The sequence below is a fragment of the Vreelandella halophytica genome, from assembly GCF_968193635.1.
The window spans coordinates 2,711,732-2,727,160 of record NZ_OZ309107.1 but is presented as its reverse complement, the minus strand read 5'-3'; the positions used below and the strand labels follow the sequence as shown (position 1 = coordinate 2,727,160).

Annotated in this window: 10 protein-coding genes; 7 read left to right on the top strand and 3 right to left on the bottom strand. The window is 62.0% G+C overall.

Features of this window, described 5'->3' with window-relative positions; translation table 11 throughout:
• Positions 1 to 78 precede the first annotated feature (78 nt).
• The 3 genes from ACWHXT_RS12610 to ACWHXT_RS12600 are packed head-to-tail and all read left to right on the top strand — an operon-like array spanning position 79 to position 5,096.
• Entirely contained in the window at positions 79 to 1,227 is a 1,149-nt protein-coding gene (locus tag ACWHXT_RS12610) for an exonuclease SbcCD subunit D (RefSeq protein ID WP_447956096.1), read from the top strand.
• Positions 1,224 to 4,292, top strand: a complete 3,069-nt coding sequence (locus ACWHXT_RS12605) for an AAA family ATPase (protein ID WP_447956095.1) — start codon at positions 1,224 to 1,226, stop codon at positions 4,290 to 4,292. The genes ACWHXT_RS12610 and ACWHXT_RS12605 overlap by 4 nt, the downstream gene beginning before the upstream one ends.
• Before the next feature lie 51 nt (positions 4,293 to 4,343).
• On the top strand, positions 4,344 to 5,096 hold the full coding sequence (locus tag ACWHXT_RS12600) for a tellurite resistance TerB family protein (RefSeq protein ID WP_447956094.1): 753 nt from the start codon (positions 4,344 to 4,346) through the stop codon (positions 5,094 to 5,096).
• Positions 5,097 to 5,191: 95 nt separating this feature from the next.
• On the opposite strand, the gene ACWHXT_RS12595 is transcribed toward ACWHXT_RS12600, so the two are convergent.
• Entirely contained in the window at positions 5,192 to 6,574 is a 1,383-nt protein-coding gene (locus tag ACWHXT_RS12595) for an NAD-dependent succinate-semialdehyde dehydrogenase (RefSeq protein ID WP_447956093.1), read from the bottom strand.
• 377 nt (positions 6,575 to 6,951) lie between these two features.
• Here ACWHXT_RS12595 and ACWHXT_RS12590 point away from each other — a divergent pair, with 377 nt between their 5' ends.
• Together ACWHXT_RS12590 and ACWHXT_RS12585 are read left to right on the top strand one after the other, a co-directional pair.
• Positions 6,952 to 8,628, top strand: coding sequence for a GMC family oxidoreductase (locus ACWHXT_RS12590; RefSeq protein ID WP_447956092.1), 1,677 nt, complete (start codon positions 6,952 to 6,954; stop codon positions 8,626 to 8,628).
• A 210-nt stretch (positions 8,629 to 8,838) separates the two neighbouring features.
• Positions 8,839 to 9,042 carry a cold-shock protein gene (locus ACWHXT_RS12585; RefSeq protein ID WP_009101184.1) on the top strand — a complete coding sequence of 68 codons (204 nt, stop codon included), beginning with the start codon at positions 8,839 to 8,841 and terminating at the stop codon, positions 9,040 to 9,042.
• Between the two features lie 110 nt (positions 9,043 to 9,152).
• Here ACWHXT_RS12585 and ACWHXT_RS12580 read toward each other — a convergent pair whose 3' ends face one another.
• Positions 9,153 to 11,189, bottom strand: a complete 2,037-nt coding sequence (locus ACWHXT_RS12580) for a CocE/NonD family hydrolase (protein ID WP_447956091.1) — start codon at positions 11,187 to 11,189, stop codon at positions 9,153 to 9,155.
• A gap of 32 nt (positions 11,190 to 11,221) precedes the next feature.
• Positions 11,222 to 12,523, bottom strand: a complete 1,302-nt coding sequence (locus ACWHXT_RS12575; protein ID WP_447956090.1) for an ATP-grasp domain-containing protein — start codon at positions 12,521 to 12,523, stop codon at positions 11,222 to 11,224.
• Positions 12,524 to 12,881: 358 nt separating this feature from the next.
• Between ACWHXT_RS12575 and ACWHXT_RS12570 the strand changes: the two genes are divergently transcribed.
• Complete coding sequence (locus tag ACWHXT_RS12570; protein ID WP_447956089.1) at positions 12,882 to 14,651, top strand: SLC13 family permease; 1,770 nt, start codon at positions 12,882 to 12,884, stop codon at positions 14,649 to 14,651.
• Between the two features lie 66 nt (positions 14,652 to 14,717).
• The gene (locus tag ACWHXT_RS12565) at positions 14,718 to 15,383 is read left to right on the top strand and encodes an alpha/beta hydrolase (protein ID WP_447893938.1); all 666 of its coding nucleotides are present in this window, start codon (positions 14,718 to 14,720) and stop codon (positions 15,381 to 15,383) included.
• Positions 15,384 to 15,429: the final 46 nt, after the last annotated feature.

The following is a 15,429-nucleotide window of genomic DNA, read 5'->3' as shown; positions in this document are numbered from 1 at the left end:
ATTTTGAAGAGCGCTCTTTGGAGAATGGTCTTTAGAGAGTGCTAAGATGCGGGCACTTTTTACAACGGCGAGCCTGCCATGCGACTACTTCACACCGCGGACTGGCATCTGGGGCGTTTGTTTCACAACGTCTCGCTGCTTGAAGACCAGCGCTTCGTTTTGAACCAGCTCGTCGAGATCGTCGACCGGGACGCGGTGGACGTCGTGCTGGTCGCCGGCGACGTTTTCGACCGCTCGGTTCCCCCGGCCGCCGCCGTTACGCTGCTCGACGACATTCTTTTCGAGCTTTGCGAAAAGCGCGGCTTACCGGTCGTGATGATCTCTGGCAACCACGATAGCGCCGAGCGGCTTCGCTTTGGCGCCCGTCATCTTAAAAAGGCGGGCCTGCATATCCTTTCTGATTTGGCGGATTGTGATGCGCCGGTCACGCTCACCGCCGGTGGCGTCGAGGTGGATGTTTTCGGCATTCCCTACGCGGACCCTGCCCACGTACGCAGCCACTTCAAATGTGACGTGCGGGATTTCGACAGCGCCCACCGCTTCTTGCTCGAACGTATCGAGGCCGCCCGCCGCGGGGGTACGCCGACGTTTTTGATGAGCCACTGCTTCGTCGACGGCGCCAGCGCCTCGGATTCCGAGCGCCCGCTGAACCTGGGCGGCGCGGAGAGCGTGGCCTGGGAGCCGATGCAGGGCTTTGATTACGTCGCCCTTGGCCATCTGCACGGCCCGCAGTATCGCGGCGGCGAACATATCCGCTACAGCGGCTCGCTTTTGAAATACAGCTTCTCGGAAGCCCGCCAGCGCAAGGGCGTCACCCTGGTGGATGTCGACGGGCAAGGACACGTAAACTTCGAGCACCGCCCGTTAACCCCTAGGCGCGAAGTGCGCGTACTGGAAGGCGAACTCGAAGCGCTCCTGGCCGCCGGCCAGGGCGAAAGCGCGGGCCGCGACGATTACCTGCTGGTGCGCCTTACTGATCGTCACGCGATTCTCGACCCCATGAGCAAGCTGCGCGCGCTGTATCCCAACGTGCTGCACCTGGAAAAGCCCGGCATGCTCGAGTCGCGCGGCGCCCAGCAGCTCGACCGCGAAAAGCTCGAGTTCAGCACGCTGGACATGTTCAGCGACTTTTTCGAGCAGACCAGCGGCGAGGCGATGACCAATGAGCAGCAGGCCCTCATGCGCGATTTGATCGGCGAGTTGAGTAAAGCGGAGGGCGCCTCATGACCCCGCTGGCGCTGACCATGCAGGCGTTCGGCCCTTTCGCCGGATGCGAGCGCCTCGATTTCACCGCCCTGGGCGAGCACCCGCTTTTTTTGATCAACGGGCCCACCGGGGCGGGCAAAAGCTCGATTCTCGACGCCATCTGCTTTGCGCTCTACGGCCAAACCACCGGTGACGAGCGCACGGCGAGTCAAATGCGCTGCGACCAGGCCGACGCTTCGCTGTTGACCGAGGTCACCCTCGATTTTCGCCTACGCGGCGCGCTCTACCGCATTCGTCGCGTACCCCAGCAGGAGCGCCCCAAGGCGCGAGGCGAGGGCACCACCACCCAAAGTACCGAGGCCCAGCTTTGGCGCCTGACCGAGGACCGCCAAGAGGATAAGTGCCTGGTCGCCAAAAGCGTGAGCGAAGCCACCGGCCAGGTACAGACGCTGCTGGGCCTGGACGCCGTTCAGTTTCGCCAGGTGATGGTGCTTCCCCAGGGCCGGTTTCGTGAGCTGCTGGTCGCAGAGTCCAAGGATCGCGAGAAGATCTTCGCCAAACTCTTTCAAACGCATATTTTTCAGCGCATCGAAGAGCAGTTGCTGGAACGCTCGAAAGAGATCGTCGCCAGGGTCAAAAGCCACCATCAGCACATTAGCGGGATTCTGGCCGGCGGCGAGCTCGAAAGCGAAGCGGCGCTGGAGGAGGAGGCGAGCGCGCTAACGCCCCGGGTCGAGCAGGCGCACGCCCTGCGCGAAGCCGCCGGCCGGGCGCGCCGCGTGGCGGAGAAAAACCGCGACGTGGGTGCCGCGTTGAAGCGTCAGTTCGCCGCCCGCGACGTCCTGGTCAACGACAAGGCCGCGCACATCGAACAGGCCGAGGCGATCGAGCGCGCCCAGGCGCGGCTAAGCCAGGACGGCCAGGCCCAAACGCTGCGCGCCCCTTTTGAGGCCCGCCATCAGGCGCATCAGGCGCTGCAGGCCGCGCAAGCGGAGCAGCGCCAGGCCAGCGAGGCCTTGAGTGAACAGCGCACCCGCGTGGAAACCGCCAACGCCGCGCTCGAGGCGGCCCGCCGGCGGCATCAGGACCTTGGCGAGCTTACCGAACGCCGCCGCCAGTTGGGCGAGTATCTGGAGAAAGGCCAGGCGCTTCACGCGCTAAGCGCCCGCGTGCAGGCGGCGGCGGCCCACAAGCAAACCGCCGAGGCGAATTTTCAGCGCGACGAGAAAGCCCTCGAGGATACCCGGCGCCGGGGCGAGGCGCTCAGTACGCAGCTGGAGGCACTCCAAACCGAGTACCAGCGCCTGGCAGGGGCGCCTTCGGAGCTTGCCCGCCACCGGGAGCTGCTTGCCAAACGCCAGGAGCTGGAGGCGCTCGACCGCCAGGCCCCGGCGCTCGACGAGCAGCGCCGCGGTGGCGAACAAACCCTCGAGCGTTGCCAGCGGGAGGCCCAGCACGCCGAGCGCTACGCCACCGAGCAGGAAATGCGCTGGCACCAGGGGCAGGCGGCGCTGTTGGCGCGCACCTTACAAGCCGATACGCCGTGCCCGGTATGCGGCAGCCCCGCTCACCCGGCCCCCGCCGAAGGCCAGGTCGACGTGGTCACCAAAGAACAGGTGGAACAGGCCCGGGTGGCGCTAGAAAACGCCCGCCAGGCAAGCAATGCCGCCGAGCGCGCGCTGCAAGAGAGCCGCCAGAAACGCCAAAACCTCGATGAGCAGCACGCTCAGGTGAGCCAGGCACTGGGCGAGTGGGCGAGCGCGACCCTGGCCGAACTCGAGCACGCCGTGAGGGCGCAAGGCGAACAAGCGGCGCGGCGTGGCCAGGTAGAAAGCGAGATTACCCAGCACCAACAAAGCCGCGACGTGCTGCGTCAGGAGTGGGCGGCTCAGGACAAAGCGCTCAAAACCCGCCGCGCCGAGATGGACACCGCTCGGGAGGAGGCGCTGCGCCTGGCAAGCCACTACGAGCAACTAAGTGAGGCGCTGCCTGCGGATGCCCGCGACCCCCAGGCACTCAAGGCGAGCCTGGCCACACTTGATAGCGACATTGCGCAAATCGAGAGCACCTACCAAAAGGCCCAGCAGGCGTTTAACGCGCACGAAAGCCAAAAAGCCCGCTGTGAAGAGCGGCTAAGCGGCGCCGACAAACGCCTGGCGGAGTGTACGAGCGCCCTTGAAAAGGCAAGCGCCGCCTGGCGCGAGGCGCTGGGTCAAAGCCCCTTCGAGGACGCCGCGGCCTTCGAGGCCGCCAGGCTCGACGCCCACCAGCGCCAGGCGCTTTCCGAGCAAGTCGAAAGCTACCGGCATCGCCTGGCCGAACTGGAAGGGGCACTGGCCAGCGCCAACGCCCAACTGGGCGAGCAAGCGCTGCCGGACGTGGCCGAGCTCGAGGCGGCGGTCGAGGCCGCCCAGCACGAGGAGAACACCCGGCTCGAAGCCTGGCGCTCCCTCGATGCTCGGCTGGCCAACCTGGCCGGCATTCGTCAAAAACTCGCGGCTGCCCACGCGGCTCAGCAAAAGCTCGAGGCGGAGTACCGGCTCTGGGGCACGCTCAGTGATGTCGCCAACGGGCGCACCGGCCACCGCATCAGCCTGCAGCGCTTCGTGCTGGGGGTACTGCTCGACGACGTGCTGATTCAGGCCTCCGAACGGCTGGTGCGCATGAGCCGCGGGCGCTACCAGCTGGTGCGCCGCGAAGACCCCTCGAAGGGCAACAAGGCGTCCGGCCTGGAACTCGACGTCGCCGATACCTACACCGGCAAGCAGCGCTCGGTGGCCACGCTCTCCGGCGGCGAGTCCTTCATGGCGGCGCTTTCGCTGGCGCTGGGGCTTTCAGACGTGGTCCAGGCCTACGCCGGCGGCATCCAGCTCGATACGCTGTTCATCGACGAAGGCTTTGGAAGCCTGGACCAGGACGCGCTGGATCAGGCGATTGCGGTGCTGTGCGATCTGCAAATGAGCGGGCGCATGATCGGCATCATCTCGCATGTGAGCGAACTTAAAGAGCAAATGCCGGTTCGTATAGAGGTCAGTACCAGCCGCCTGGGAAGCCGGGTTGAGGTAAAAGGGGCCGAAAGCGTCTAATCTGCTGGTAGGGTGGCGGGTTGCCACTCCATTAGCTCAAGGAGTCCACGGATGAACGCGAGTACTATTCTTAAGCAGTTGATGCAGCAAGATGACGGCGAATTCGCTATCAAGGGAGTGCTGGATGATCCAGCGCTTCGGTCGGATGGTCAGCCGGATCACCGCGTGGGCCGTCATGCATCGGGCCCGTCATCCCGTTCGAGCGGCTTCGATACGAAGAGTGCGCTGGGCGGCGGCGCCCTGGCGATACTCATGGGCTCCGGGCCTGGCCGCAAGCTGACCGGTAAGGCGCTCAAATATGGCCTTGTGGCAGGCATAGGCGTGTATGCCTGGAACGCGTGGCAGAGCTCCCAGTTACGCAACGGCCGTGGTGGCGCAGCGGACAGCGAGTGGGAAAGCGACGAGGCCCGAGCGAAGGGCGAACACGTCGACTCCCTCAGCGGCGAGCGCCAGGAGCAGCGCAGCCGGACACTGCTGCAGGCCATGATCATGGCCGCCCGCGCCGCCGTTCAAAACGACGAGCAGATACGCGCCTCGATGACCGGAAAGATGCACGCCCTGGGCGCCGATGATGAGCTGCACGCCTGGGTCGAGCAGCAGCTAAACGCTTCACTGGATGCCGAGGCGCTTGCCGAGCAGGCGGACTCGCCCGAGGCCGCCCGCGAGATGTACTTGATTAGCGTGGCGGTTATAAATGATGGGGATCCCAAGGGGCGCGCGTGGCTCGACCAGCTTGCCAACGCGATGGGTATCTCCAATGAGCAGGCGTCCGAGCTCGAGCGTCTGGCGCGCGAAAGCAGGTAATCACACCTTCAGGGCATAAAAAAACGCCGCAAGCAGCGCTTGCGGCGTTTTTCGTTTCTAACCAGTCAAACTGGCCAGCCAAAGGCGTTGCGGTATTACTCGCTAACGACGATGACCGCCTTGGCGTTGACGAATTCGTGCATGCCGAAGCCGCCGTGCTCGCGGCCGTAGCCGGAGTCCTTCACGCCGCCAAAGGGCATTTCCGGCGTGGCGACGCCAAAGCCGTTGATGAAGACCATGCCGGTATCGAAGTACTTGCTGGCAAGCTCCGCGGCGCGCTTGGAGTCCTTGGAGATGATACCGCCGCCCAAGCCGTAACGGCTGTCGTTAGCGATGCGCATGGCGTCTTCGTCGTCTTTTGCACGAATCAGCGCTGCGACCGGGCCGAACAGCTCGTCATCATAAGCCGGCTGGCCGGGCTCGACGTTTTCCAGCACGGTGATCGGGTAGAACGCACCGGGACCAGTGGGCTTTTCACCGCCGCAGAGGATTTTGGCGCCTTTGCTCACGCTTTGCTCTACCTGGTCGTGCAGGCCGTCGCGCAGATCGACACGCGCCATCGGGCCAACGTTGGTGCCGCTCTCTTTCGGGTCACCCACTTTCAGGCTCTTCATCTTCTCGACGAAACGCTCTTTGAACGCCTCGTAGTTTTTCTCGGTCACCACGAAGCGCTTCGCGGCCACGCAGGTCTGGCCACCGTTATACACCCGGCCCGTGACGCAGGTGTCGACGGCCAGATCCATATCCGCGTCGTCCAGCACCAGGTAGGCGTCGTTGGAGCCAAGCTCGAGAACGGTTTTCTTGAGGTTCTCGGCCGCCTTGGCGGCAACCTTGCGGCCAGCGCCGTCGCTACCGGTCAGCGTCACACCGCGCACGTATTTGTGCTCGATGATCTTGTCCGACACATCGTGGGAGATGACCAGCGTGCGGAAGACGTTTTCCGGCAGGCCGGCTTCACGGTAGATTTTCTCGAGCAGCAGGCCGCTGCCGGTGACGTTTTCGGCGTGCTTGAGCAGCACCGCGTTACCCGCCATGATGTTGGCGATGGAGTAACGAACCGCCTGATAAGCGGGGAAGTTCCACGGCTGAATGCCGTAGATCACGCCCATCGGCGAGTAGGTGACGAAGCCACGCTCACCGTTGCCGGGCTTGCGCTCTTCATCGGCAAGCTTGGTCGGGCCTTGCTCGGCGGTGTAGTCGCAGATACCGACACACAGATCGATTTCCCCACGCGCTTCTTCCGGCGGCTTGCCCATTTCGTCGACCATCAGGTTGACGAACGCTTCCTTGTTGTCGGCAAGTGCTTTACCAATCGCCTTGACGACCTTGGCCCGCTCGTCGAGCGACTTCAGGCGCCACTGCAGAAAGGCCTCATGGGTCTGCTCGACCACCTTGAGGGCCTGGCTTTCATCCATCAACGGATAGCTTTCAAGGTTCTCGCCGGTGGCCGGGTTGACTGTCGTGATGCTGTTGCTCATAAGATCTCCTATCTATAGATCAACGCTTGTTTGATGTCGCGGTGGCGAAGACACCGCAACCAGTACGATGCAATAAAAAATTACTAGCCGACTGGTCTAATTGACTCGCCTGATACTTTAGTAGAGAAATCCTGCTTTGGCAAAACCTGTTTTTTAAAGCGACGATTTCAAGGTAGCTCGTTTTGATCATTTACCAAGCGCGAAGGTTCCTGACGGCGGTGTTCCAGGCTCATGGCTTGGCCGATACGGCCAGGCCGGCCCCTTCGCCGCGTTCGGGCGCCGTTTGCGTTTTTGGCGCTTTTAAGCCTTGATGAAGAGGCGCTGGCAGTGGCGCTTTCAAAGGTGCGATGCCAGATAATCAACGTCCGGGAGGCGCTATGGCCAAGACCAATAACAAGGGTGCACGCCAAATCGATCAGCCGTTCGACTACATCGTCATCGGAGCCGGTACCGCCGGGTGCTTGATGGCCAACCGGCTAAGCGCCGACCCCGCTAACCGGGTGCTTTTGATAGAGGCGGGCGGGCGCGATAACTACTACTGGATTCACGTGCCGGTGGGCTACCTTTACTGCATCAACAACCCGCGCACGGACTGGCTTTTCAAGACCGAACCAGCCCAGGGCTTGAACGGACGCTCGCTCATTTACCCTCGGGGTAAGGTTTTGGGAGGCTGCTCGAGCATTAACGGCATGATATACATGCGCGGCCAGGCCCGCGACTATGACCACTGGGCCCGTGTCACCGGCGACCCGGCCTGGCGCTGGGAGGCGTGCCTCGAGGATTTTATCCGCCACGAAAGCCACTACCGTATGGACGAGGCGGGCGGCGCCGATACCGAGCATCGCAAGTTTCACGGTAAAGACGGCGAGTGGCGGGTCGAAAAGCAGCGGCTCAAATGGCCCGTACTGGATGATTTCGCCCAAGCCGCCCAGCAGGCGGGTATTCCGCCCACCGACGATTTCAACCGCGGCTGCAACGAAGGGGTGGCGTACTTCGATGTGAACCAGCGCGCGGGCTGGCGCTGGAACACCGCCAAGGCGTTTTTGCGCCCGGCGCTCGAGCGCCCGAATTTGACGCTTTGGTATTCGACTCAGGTCAATACGCTCTGCCTCGATCAAGCAAAGGAGGCGCTGCGCTGCACGGGGGTTGAAGTACTGCGCGGTGGGCGCGTGCAGCGAGTGAACGCCGATAAAGAAGTGGTGCTCTGCGCCGGGGCGATTGGCACGCCACACCTTTTACAGCTTTCCGGTATCGGCCCGCGAAAGCCGCTGGAAAGCGTTGGTATAAAGGTAGTAAAGGAGCTCCCCGGCGTGGGCGAAAACCTGCAGGATCACCTCCAGATCCGTTCGGTGTATCGTGTCAGCAATGCCCAAACGCTCAATACCATTGCCGGCACGCTATGGGGCAAAATGGGCATCGGTTGGGAGTATTTGACCAGGCGAACCGGGCCGATGAGCATGGCGCCTTCGCAACTGGGTGCCTTTACGCGAAGTTCCAGCGACTACGCCCATCCCAATATCCAGTACCACGTGCAGCCCTTGAGTTTGGAGGCCTTCGGCCAGCCGCTGCATCCTTTTCCAGCGATTACCGCAAGCGTCTGCAACTTGAACCCCACAAGTCGGGGCACGGTGCGACTGAAAAGCCGCGACCCCAAAGCGGCACCCTTGATCAGCCCCAACTACCTGAGTACCGCGGAGGATCAAAAGGTGGCCGTGGATTCGCTTCGCGTCACCCGCCACATTGCCGCGCAGCCGGCGTTTGCCCGTTACAAGCCCCAAGAGGTCAAGCCTGGTATGCAGTATCAAAGCGACGAAGAGCTTACCCGCTTGGCCGGGGATATCGGCACCACCATCTTTCATCCGGTGGGGTCCACGCGCATGGGTAAAGCGGAGGATGAAATGGCGGTAGTCGACAGTCGGCTGCGCGTTTTCGGGGTGGCCGGGCTGCGTATTGCGGACGCAGGCATCATGCCGACGATCACCAGTGGGAACACCAATTCACCCACGCTGATGATCGCTGAAAAGGCCGCACGGTGGGTTTTAGAGGAGCGTTGAAAGGGCCGTCATCGTATTGACATTTTTTTCAAATATAATTTGACATGTGCATTGGTAGGGCACATCCTTCAAGCAGTAGGTTAGCAAGTCGAACGTTGTCAGCAGCATTGAAACGCTTTAGCGTTGAGTCTGGTGAAAGTTTCTTGTTCTACCCACTGTAACTCGGGTATTACCCGGCTTTAGATTAAGCTAAATCGAGGATTTTCGATCATGGCAACTGGTACCGTTAAGTGGTTTAACGACACTAAAGGCTTCGGCTTCATTTCTCCGGACGACAATGGCGACGATCTGTTCGCGCATTTCTCTGAAATCCAGGCTGACGGCTTCAAAACTCTGCAAGACGGCCAGAAGGTTTCCTTCGACGTCACTCAGGGTAAAAAAGGCCTTCAGGCTTCCAACATCAAAGTACTGTAATTTTACAGCGTTGATGTTGTCCGATTGCCGCTAAGGTAAACGGAACGAAAAAACCCCGCCAATCGCGGGGTTTTTTGTTTTTATACAAGCTTTTTTCATATAAGGCTTTTTCATACCAGATCCCGCGGTATGAATTCGTCCCAGCTTTGCGAATACACCCGCGTTTCCCCCTCCCAGGCGTCCAGCGTGGCCTGAATACGAAACGCGTCGGCGCTGGCCGTAAGCCTGGTATGGGTGAGGGTGCGAACCTCCCAGTCACCGCGTCGAAAAATGCGCTCCCAGTCGGTTATCCCTTCGATACTGCGATAGTCGCCGTAGGCGTAACGGTAGCGCTCGGTCACCTTGCCGCCGATTTCGAGGCCGATATCGTCGAAACGGTAGCGCCCTTCATCGTTGATCACCTCGAGCTCGTTGACGTCGGTCGCCAAATCGCGGATCACCCGCCAGCTCTCGCTCCCCGGAGCAAGCACCGTGGTAGCGAGCCCGGGTGCGGACACCGGCGGCTCGAAGGCCGGCAGGGCCGCCTCTTCTTCGGCGCGCGGCTCCCGGGTGGGCAGGGTCAGCCGGCAGGCCTCGGGGTGAAAGGTGAGCCGGGCGGGCTCCGGCGCGGGCCAGGCGATCGGCCAATAGCTGGTCGAAAGCGATACGCGAATGGCGTGCCCGGCGACGAACTGCTGGGCGATATGCTTGAGCGCTACCTTGACCCGGTAGCGTTTGCCCGGCTCCAGCGGTTTTGGGTGCTCGTTGCTGTCACGGTGGGTCAGGTTCAATAGCCCGTAGGAGACCCGGGTGGCTTTGTCGTCCGGGTGAATGTCGATCAGGCGCACCGCGACCATGGCCACTGGCTTGTCCGAGGAGAGCTCGAGCTCCAGCACTGGCTGGCCGCAAATCTCCAGCGGCGATGCCAGCATGGCGGTTTGAAAGATCAGCGCGCCGCCGTCCTCGTCGCGCTGGTCGTGGGGCAAGTCCGGCGGGGCGTTGTAGGAGCACCACTTGCCCGCGTGAAGTCCCACCGACAGCGACGAGCGCAGCGAAAGCGGCGTGTCGCTTGCCGCTTCCCGGTTGGCATCGGTTTCCGGCACCAGGTCGTGGCCGGCGGTCAGCATGAAGTGTTGGGGCACGATATTGGCGGATGGCCAGGCGGGTTCGGCGACCCAGCGCCCCGGGCGGTGGTCGTAGCGCGTCGAAGGCGGCGCCGACTCCTGCATCCATACCCGCAGCATGGGCTCGTCCATGATGGTGTTGTCGATGCCCTTGAGCCAGTAGTCCCACCAGCGCAGCGCATCCTGCAAAAAGCCAATGGCCGGCCCTGGAACCCCCAGGTGCGGGTACTTGTGCGACCAGGGGCCAATGAGCCCTTTGCGGGGCACGTCGAGGCCCTGCATGAGCCGGAACACCGCGTTGCAGTAGCCGTCCGCCCAGCCGCTGATGGCGTAGACCGGGCAGCGAATCGCGCTGAAGTCCTCACACACCGACCCATGCTTCCAGTAGTCGTCGCGGCGCTGGTGCTCGAGCCACTGCTTGAGCCAAAGCCCGCTGCCTGCCAGGCGCTCATGCCACATCTCGCGCCAGCGCTCGCCGACCAGTGCCGGGTCCGGCGGGCAGGCGTTGCCGTCGAACATGGTCGATGCCCAGGAGAGGTTGTCGACCAGCAGGCAGCCGCCCATGTGGTGAACGTCGTCGGCGTAGCGGTCGTCGGTGGAGCAGATGGTGATGATCGCCTTGAGCTGGGGCGGCTGGCGCGCGGCGATCTGCAGGCCGTTGAAGCCGCCCCAGGAAATACCCACCATGCCGGCCTTGCCGGTACACCAGGGTTGGCGCTCGAGCCAGGCCAGAATTTCCACGCCGTCATCGAGCTCCTGGGGCAGGTATTCGTCATAAAGTACGCCGTCGGACTCGCCGGTGCCGCGAATGTCTACTCGCACCCCGGCGTAGCCGTGGCCGGCCCAGAAACGGTGCATACCCGCATCGCGCTGGGCGGTCAGGTCACGTTTACGGTAGGGCAGGTACTCGACGATCGCCGGGACCGGATCGCTCTCGGCATCTTCTGGTCGCCAGATGCGCACGGCCAGGCGCGTACCGTCGCTCATTTCGATCCAGGTCTCCTCTTCGAAAACCCGGCGGGGCAAGTTATCCACGATCTGCATCAACACACTCCTTTGCAAGCGCAAGCGATGGGTTACCCGACGACCTCGGCGAAGTCGAAGGTGAGCCGCTGGGCAAGCGCCAAGTAGTTTTGTTCCAGCGCTTGGCTACTTTGTGCGCCCATCCAGATATAGGCCAGCGCGTAGCTATAGGCGTCCTGCTCGGGCAGCGCCGACAGCCGCTGGCCGGGCACGACTTGAAGGTCGATCAGGGTGCCGGGGAAGTCCGCTTCGAGCGCTTCGATCTCTGCCTGGGAGGGGACCCGGGAGACCGTGGCGTCTTCGAAGAACACCCGGTAGAAAAACTTGCCGGCCACCGGGTAGTCGCCTTCGCGATGGGGCATGTTCGGTTTCTGCCCCAGCGCCAAATCGACGGTGACCTGCTGATGGCTGACGCCGTCGACTTTCTCGAAAATATCGCAATGGGACTGGGAAATACGCGTGTTGACCTCCAAAAGCCAGATACGGTTTTGCACTTCGTCCCAGAAAAACTCTACGTTGAAGGCGGCGTTATCAAACCCGATATGCGCGATCAGCGTGGTGGTCAGCTCACGCATCTTGTCCTGGATTTTATCCGGCAGGGTGGAGGGGTAGTGGTAGCACAGAAAGCTGAGTACCCGCGGGTAGCGCAGTGAGTCCACGATGCCATAGGGGACGACCTTGCCCTCGAATACGTAGCCCTCCACGGTGCACTGCCAGCCGCCGATGATCTCTTCGGCCATACAGAAGCCGCCGTCGACCTTGCGCACCTCGTCGGGGATCTCGGCCTGTTCGAGGATATAGTTGAAGGGCTCGGAAATGAGCCCGATGTCGCTGCGCAGTTTTGCGATGGCGGACTCGAAGTCCTCGGGGCTGTCGATACGAAACCCGAGCCGCGAGCCGGAGGACTTGATCGGTTTGACGAAAAACGGGAAGTAGAGCCCCGCCTTGCCGATCTCGGTCAGCGCCTGGTCATCGAAGGGATCAAAAGCGGTAAAACGGGGAATGAAGTTGCCGATCACCTCGCGCTGGCAAAGCCGGCTCCAGTACTTGTGCTCGCACTTCAAAAGGCTTTCCAGGGTGGTCGTGCGGGTAGCGAAGCGCCTGCATAGAAGCGGCAGCATGGTCGAGACCGGAAAGTCCATGTAGCCGACGATTGCGTCGATGTCGTGCTCGAAGGCCGAGAGCGTTTGAGTGGCGCGTTCGACCATGGACTCGATGGGAAATATTTCGGTGTCGTAGACCTCGGCGGGTTCGATGACCCCGTGAAAGTGAAAATGCTCGGCGCCTCGAAGCCGCTTGAGGCGTTCATGATTGAAGTCATTGAGGCCGACGACGAAGATATGACGCGTTTTCATGGGGTACTCCCAGTATTCACGGATAGATCTGGCCGTACACCACGATCGATCAGCGCATTGAACAGCTGCGAAGTAAGACGAAGGGGGGCAAGACCCAGTGACATTGTTTTCGTTTTGGTAACGGCCACCCGTTTATCAGCTTAGTTACTTTTTAAGAGACCGTTACTTTTTACATAAGATACAGGCGCTATGTTTTGAATCGCCAAAGACGGCGGATGTGACTAACAGGGTTACGTTCGGCGAGGCGCGGCGGCTCGTTTGCTTATTCTTTTATGGTATTAATGTGTTTCTAAAAATAACTTTTTAGAATATTTGCCAAGCGGCACAATGGCAGCGTTTACTGTTTAAGGCGCGTGTCATGTCACTAGATGCTTGGATTGCAATCGGGGTCGTATTGACAGTGTTTCCGTTAATGGCGCTCTCACGCCTGGGCCCGGATATCATCCTGCTCGGCGCGGTGGTGGTGCTGATGACCCTGGGGGTGATCGACCCGGGCCAGGCGCTGGGTGGCTTCTCCAATGCGGGGCTTTTTACCGTGGCCTTCATGTACGTGCTGGTGGCGGGTATCCGGGAAACCGGCGGGATCGATCTGATCATCCGCTTTGTGTTGGGGACGCCTGCCACCGAGCGGCGTTCGCTGGTGCGGCTGGTGCTGCCGGTCGCCTCGCTCAGCGCGTTTTTGAACAATACGCCGGTCATGGCGACCTACATCCCAGCGGTGATGAGCTGGAGCCGGCGTATCAAGCGTTCGCCCCAGCGGCTTCTAATGCCGCTGAGTTTCGCGTCGATTCTGGGCGGTACGGTGACGCTTTTCGGCACCAGTACCAACCTGGTGGTCTACGGGCTTTTGACCGAGCGCTACCCCGAGGTCTCCATGGGGCTTTTCGACTTGGCCTGGGTGGGCATACCGGTCGCGGTGGCGGGGCTTGCCTATCTGATTTTCGTGGCGCCCAAACTTTTACCCAGCCGAGAAGGGATGAGCAAAGTCTTTGCCAACCCGCGGGAGTTCACCATCGAAATGGAGGTGGACCCGAGCGGCGTACTGGTCGACCGCAGCGTCGAGGAGGCGGGACTTAGACATCTTCAGGAGCTGTTTCTGGTCGAGATCGAGCGCGCGGGCAACGTGGTCAGCGTCGTCGGCCCCGGCGAGCGGCTGAAAGGCGGCGACCGGCTGGTGTTCGCCGGCACCAGCGATGCGGCGGTGGAGCTTCAGCAGATTCGCGGGCTGATTCCCTCGAGCGAGCGCGGCTCGAATCTGGAGAAAGAGTTCAAGGAGCGCCGCCTGGTCGAGGCGGTGGTCTCCAGCCAGTGCCAGTTTATTGGCCAGCGGATTCGCGACGGCCGCTTTCGCACGCTCTACGGCGCGGCGGTGCTGGCGGTGTGTCGCGGCGGCGAGCGGGTCACCGGCAATCTGGGTCAGGTGCGTTTGCAGTCTTCCGATGTGCTGCTTTTGGAGGCGCGCCCCCCGTTCATCGAGCGCCACCGGGAATCCCGGGATTTTCTGCTGATCAGTGAGCTCAACGGTGCCGCCCGCCCGGTGCACGAAAAAGCCCCGTTGGCCTGGGCGATTTTGCTCGGCGCAGTGCTGCTGGCGGCGGTGGGCGTGCTGAGCATGCTGGGTGCGGCGATGCTGGGCGCGGCGCTGGTGCTCTTGACCGGCTGCTGCACGGTGGGCGGTGCCAAGCGCGGCCTCGACACCCAGGTGCTTTTGACCATTGCCGCCTCCTTCGGGGTGGGGGCGGCGCTTACAAGCTCGGGGGCGGCGGACGCGCTGGCCGGGGGCGTGCTTTCGATGGTGGCGGGCAGCCCCTGGCTTTTGCTGCTGGGCACCTACTGCGTCGTGGCGCTTTTGACCGAACTGGTCACCAACAACGCCGCCGCGGTAATCATTTTTCCGGTCGTGACGGCGGCGGCGGAGAGTCTGGGCGTGAGCATCATGCCGTTCGTGGTGACCATCATGTTCGCCGCCTCGGCCAGTTTTTTGACGCCGATTGGTTATCAAACCAACCTGATGGTCTATGGCCCCGGCGGCTATCGCATCACTGATTTCCTCAAGGTAGGCGGCGGTTTGAACGTGCTGACCGGCGCCATTGCCGTTGCGTTGATTCCGCTGGTGTGGCCGTTCTAGCCGAACCACTCGCCCAGCGCCTCACTTTGCGCTAGGGTGTCGCTTTTATTGCGAGGAAATCACGCTATGTCAGAGCCTGGTGAGTTGATCGTCGAGCCCAAGAACGGGCAGCCCGCGGATGCCTGCGTATTCATCATCCACGGCCTGGGCGCTGACGGTCACGATTTCGAGCCGCTGATCCCGGCCATGGGGCTTTCCAAAAACCTGAATATCCGCTTCATCATGCCCCACGCACCGCGCTTGCCGGTGACCGTGAACGGCGGCATGGTGATGCCCGCCTGGTACGATATTCTGGCGATGGACCTGGGGCGCCGGGTGGATGAAACACAGCTTAAGCACTCCGCCGAGCGCATCCAGGCGCTGATTCAAGAGCAGCTCGACCAGGGGATGGATAGCCGCCGGATCATCGTGGCCGGCTTCTCCCAGGGTGGGGCGGTCGCCTACCAGGCCGCGCTCACGTTCGATCAGCCGTTGGGCGGGTTGCTTGCCATGTCGACGTACCTGGCCACTGGTGAAAGCATCGAATTGGCCGCGGCGAACCAGTCGGTGCCGGTGGAAGTACACCACGGCAACTTCGACCCGGTGGTACCGGAGACCCTGGGCCGGGCCGGCGCCGACCGCCTGAAAGAGAAGGGCTATAGCGTTAACTACCGCCAATATCCCATGGCGCACGCGCTCTGCCCGCAGCAGGTCAACGATATCGGAAAATGGCTGCAGGCGCGCCTGGGTTAGCCCAACGTCGACAAGCGAATAAAAGGCAGGCACAGTCGTTTTTTTC

Coding starts and splice junctions, on each gene's coding strand:
- ACWHXT_RS12610 (WP_447956096.1), top strand. CDS start 79: ATGCGACTACTTCACACCGCGGACTGGCATCTGGGGCGTTTGTTTCAC.
- ACWHXT_RS12605 (WP_447956095.1), top strand. CDS start 1,224: ATGACCCCGCTGGCGCTGACCATGCAGGCGTTCGGCCCTTTCGCCGGA.
- ACWHXT_RS12600 (WP_447956094.1), top strand. CDS start 4,344: ATGAACGCGAGTACTATTCTTAAGCAGTTGATGCAGCAAGATGACGGC.
- ACWHXT_RS12595 (WP_447956093.1), bottom strand. CDS start 6,574: ATGAGCAACAGCATCACGACAGTCAACCCGGCCACCGGCGAGAACCTT.
- ACWHXT_RS12590 (WP_447956092.1), top strand. CDS start 6,952: ATGGCCAAGACCAATAACAAGGGTGCACGCCAAATCGATCAGCCGTTC.
- ACWHXT_RS12585 (WP_009101184.1), top strand. CDS start 8,839: ATGGCAACTGGTACCGTTAAGTGGTTTAACGACACTAAAGGCTTCGGC.
- ACWHXT_RS12580 (WP_447956091.1), bottom strand. CDS start 11,189: ATGCAGATCGTGGATAACTTGCCCCGCCGGGTTTTCGAAGAGGAGACC.
- ACWHXT_RS12575 (WP_447956090.1), bottom strand. CDS start 12,523: ATGAAAACGCGTCATATCTTCGTCGTCGGCCTCAATGACTTCAATCAT.
- ACWHXT_RS12570 (WP_447956089.1), top strand. CDS start 12,882: ATGTCACTAGATGCTTGGATTGCAATCGGGGTCGTATTGACAGTGTTT.
- ACWHXT_RS12565 (WP_447893938.1), top strand. CDS start 14,718: ATGTCAGAGCCTGGTGAGTTGATCGTCGAGCCCAAGAACGGGCAGCCC.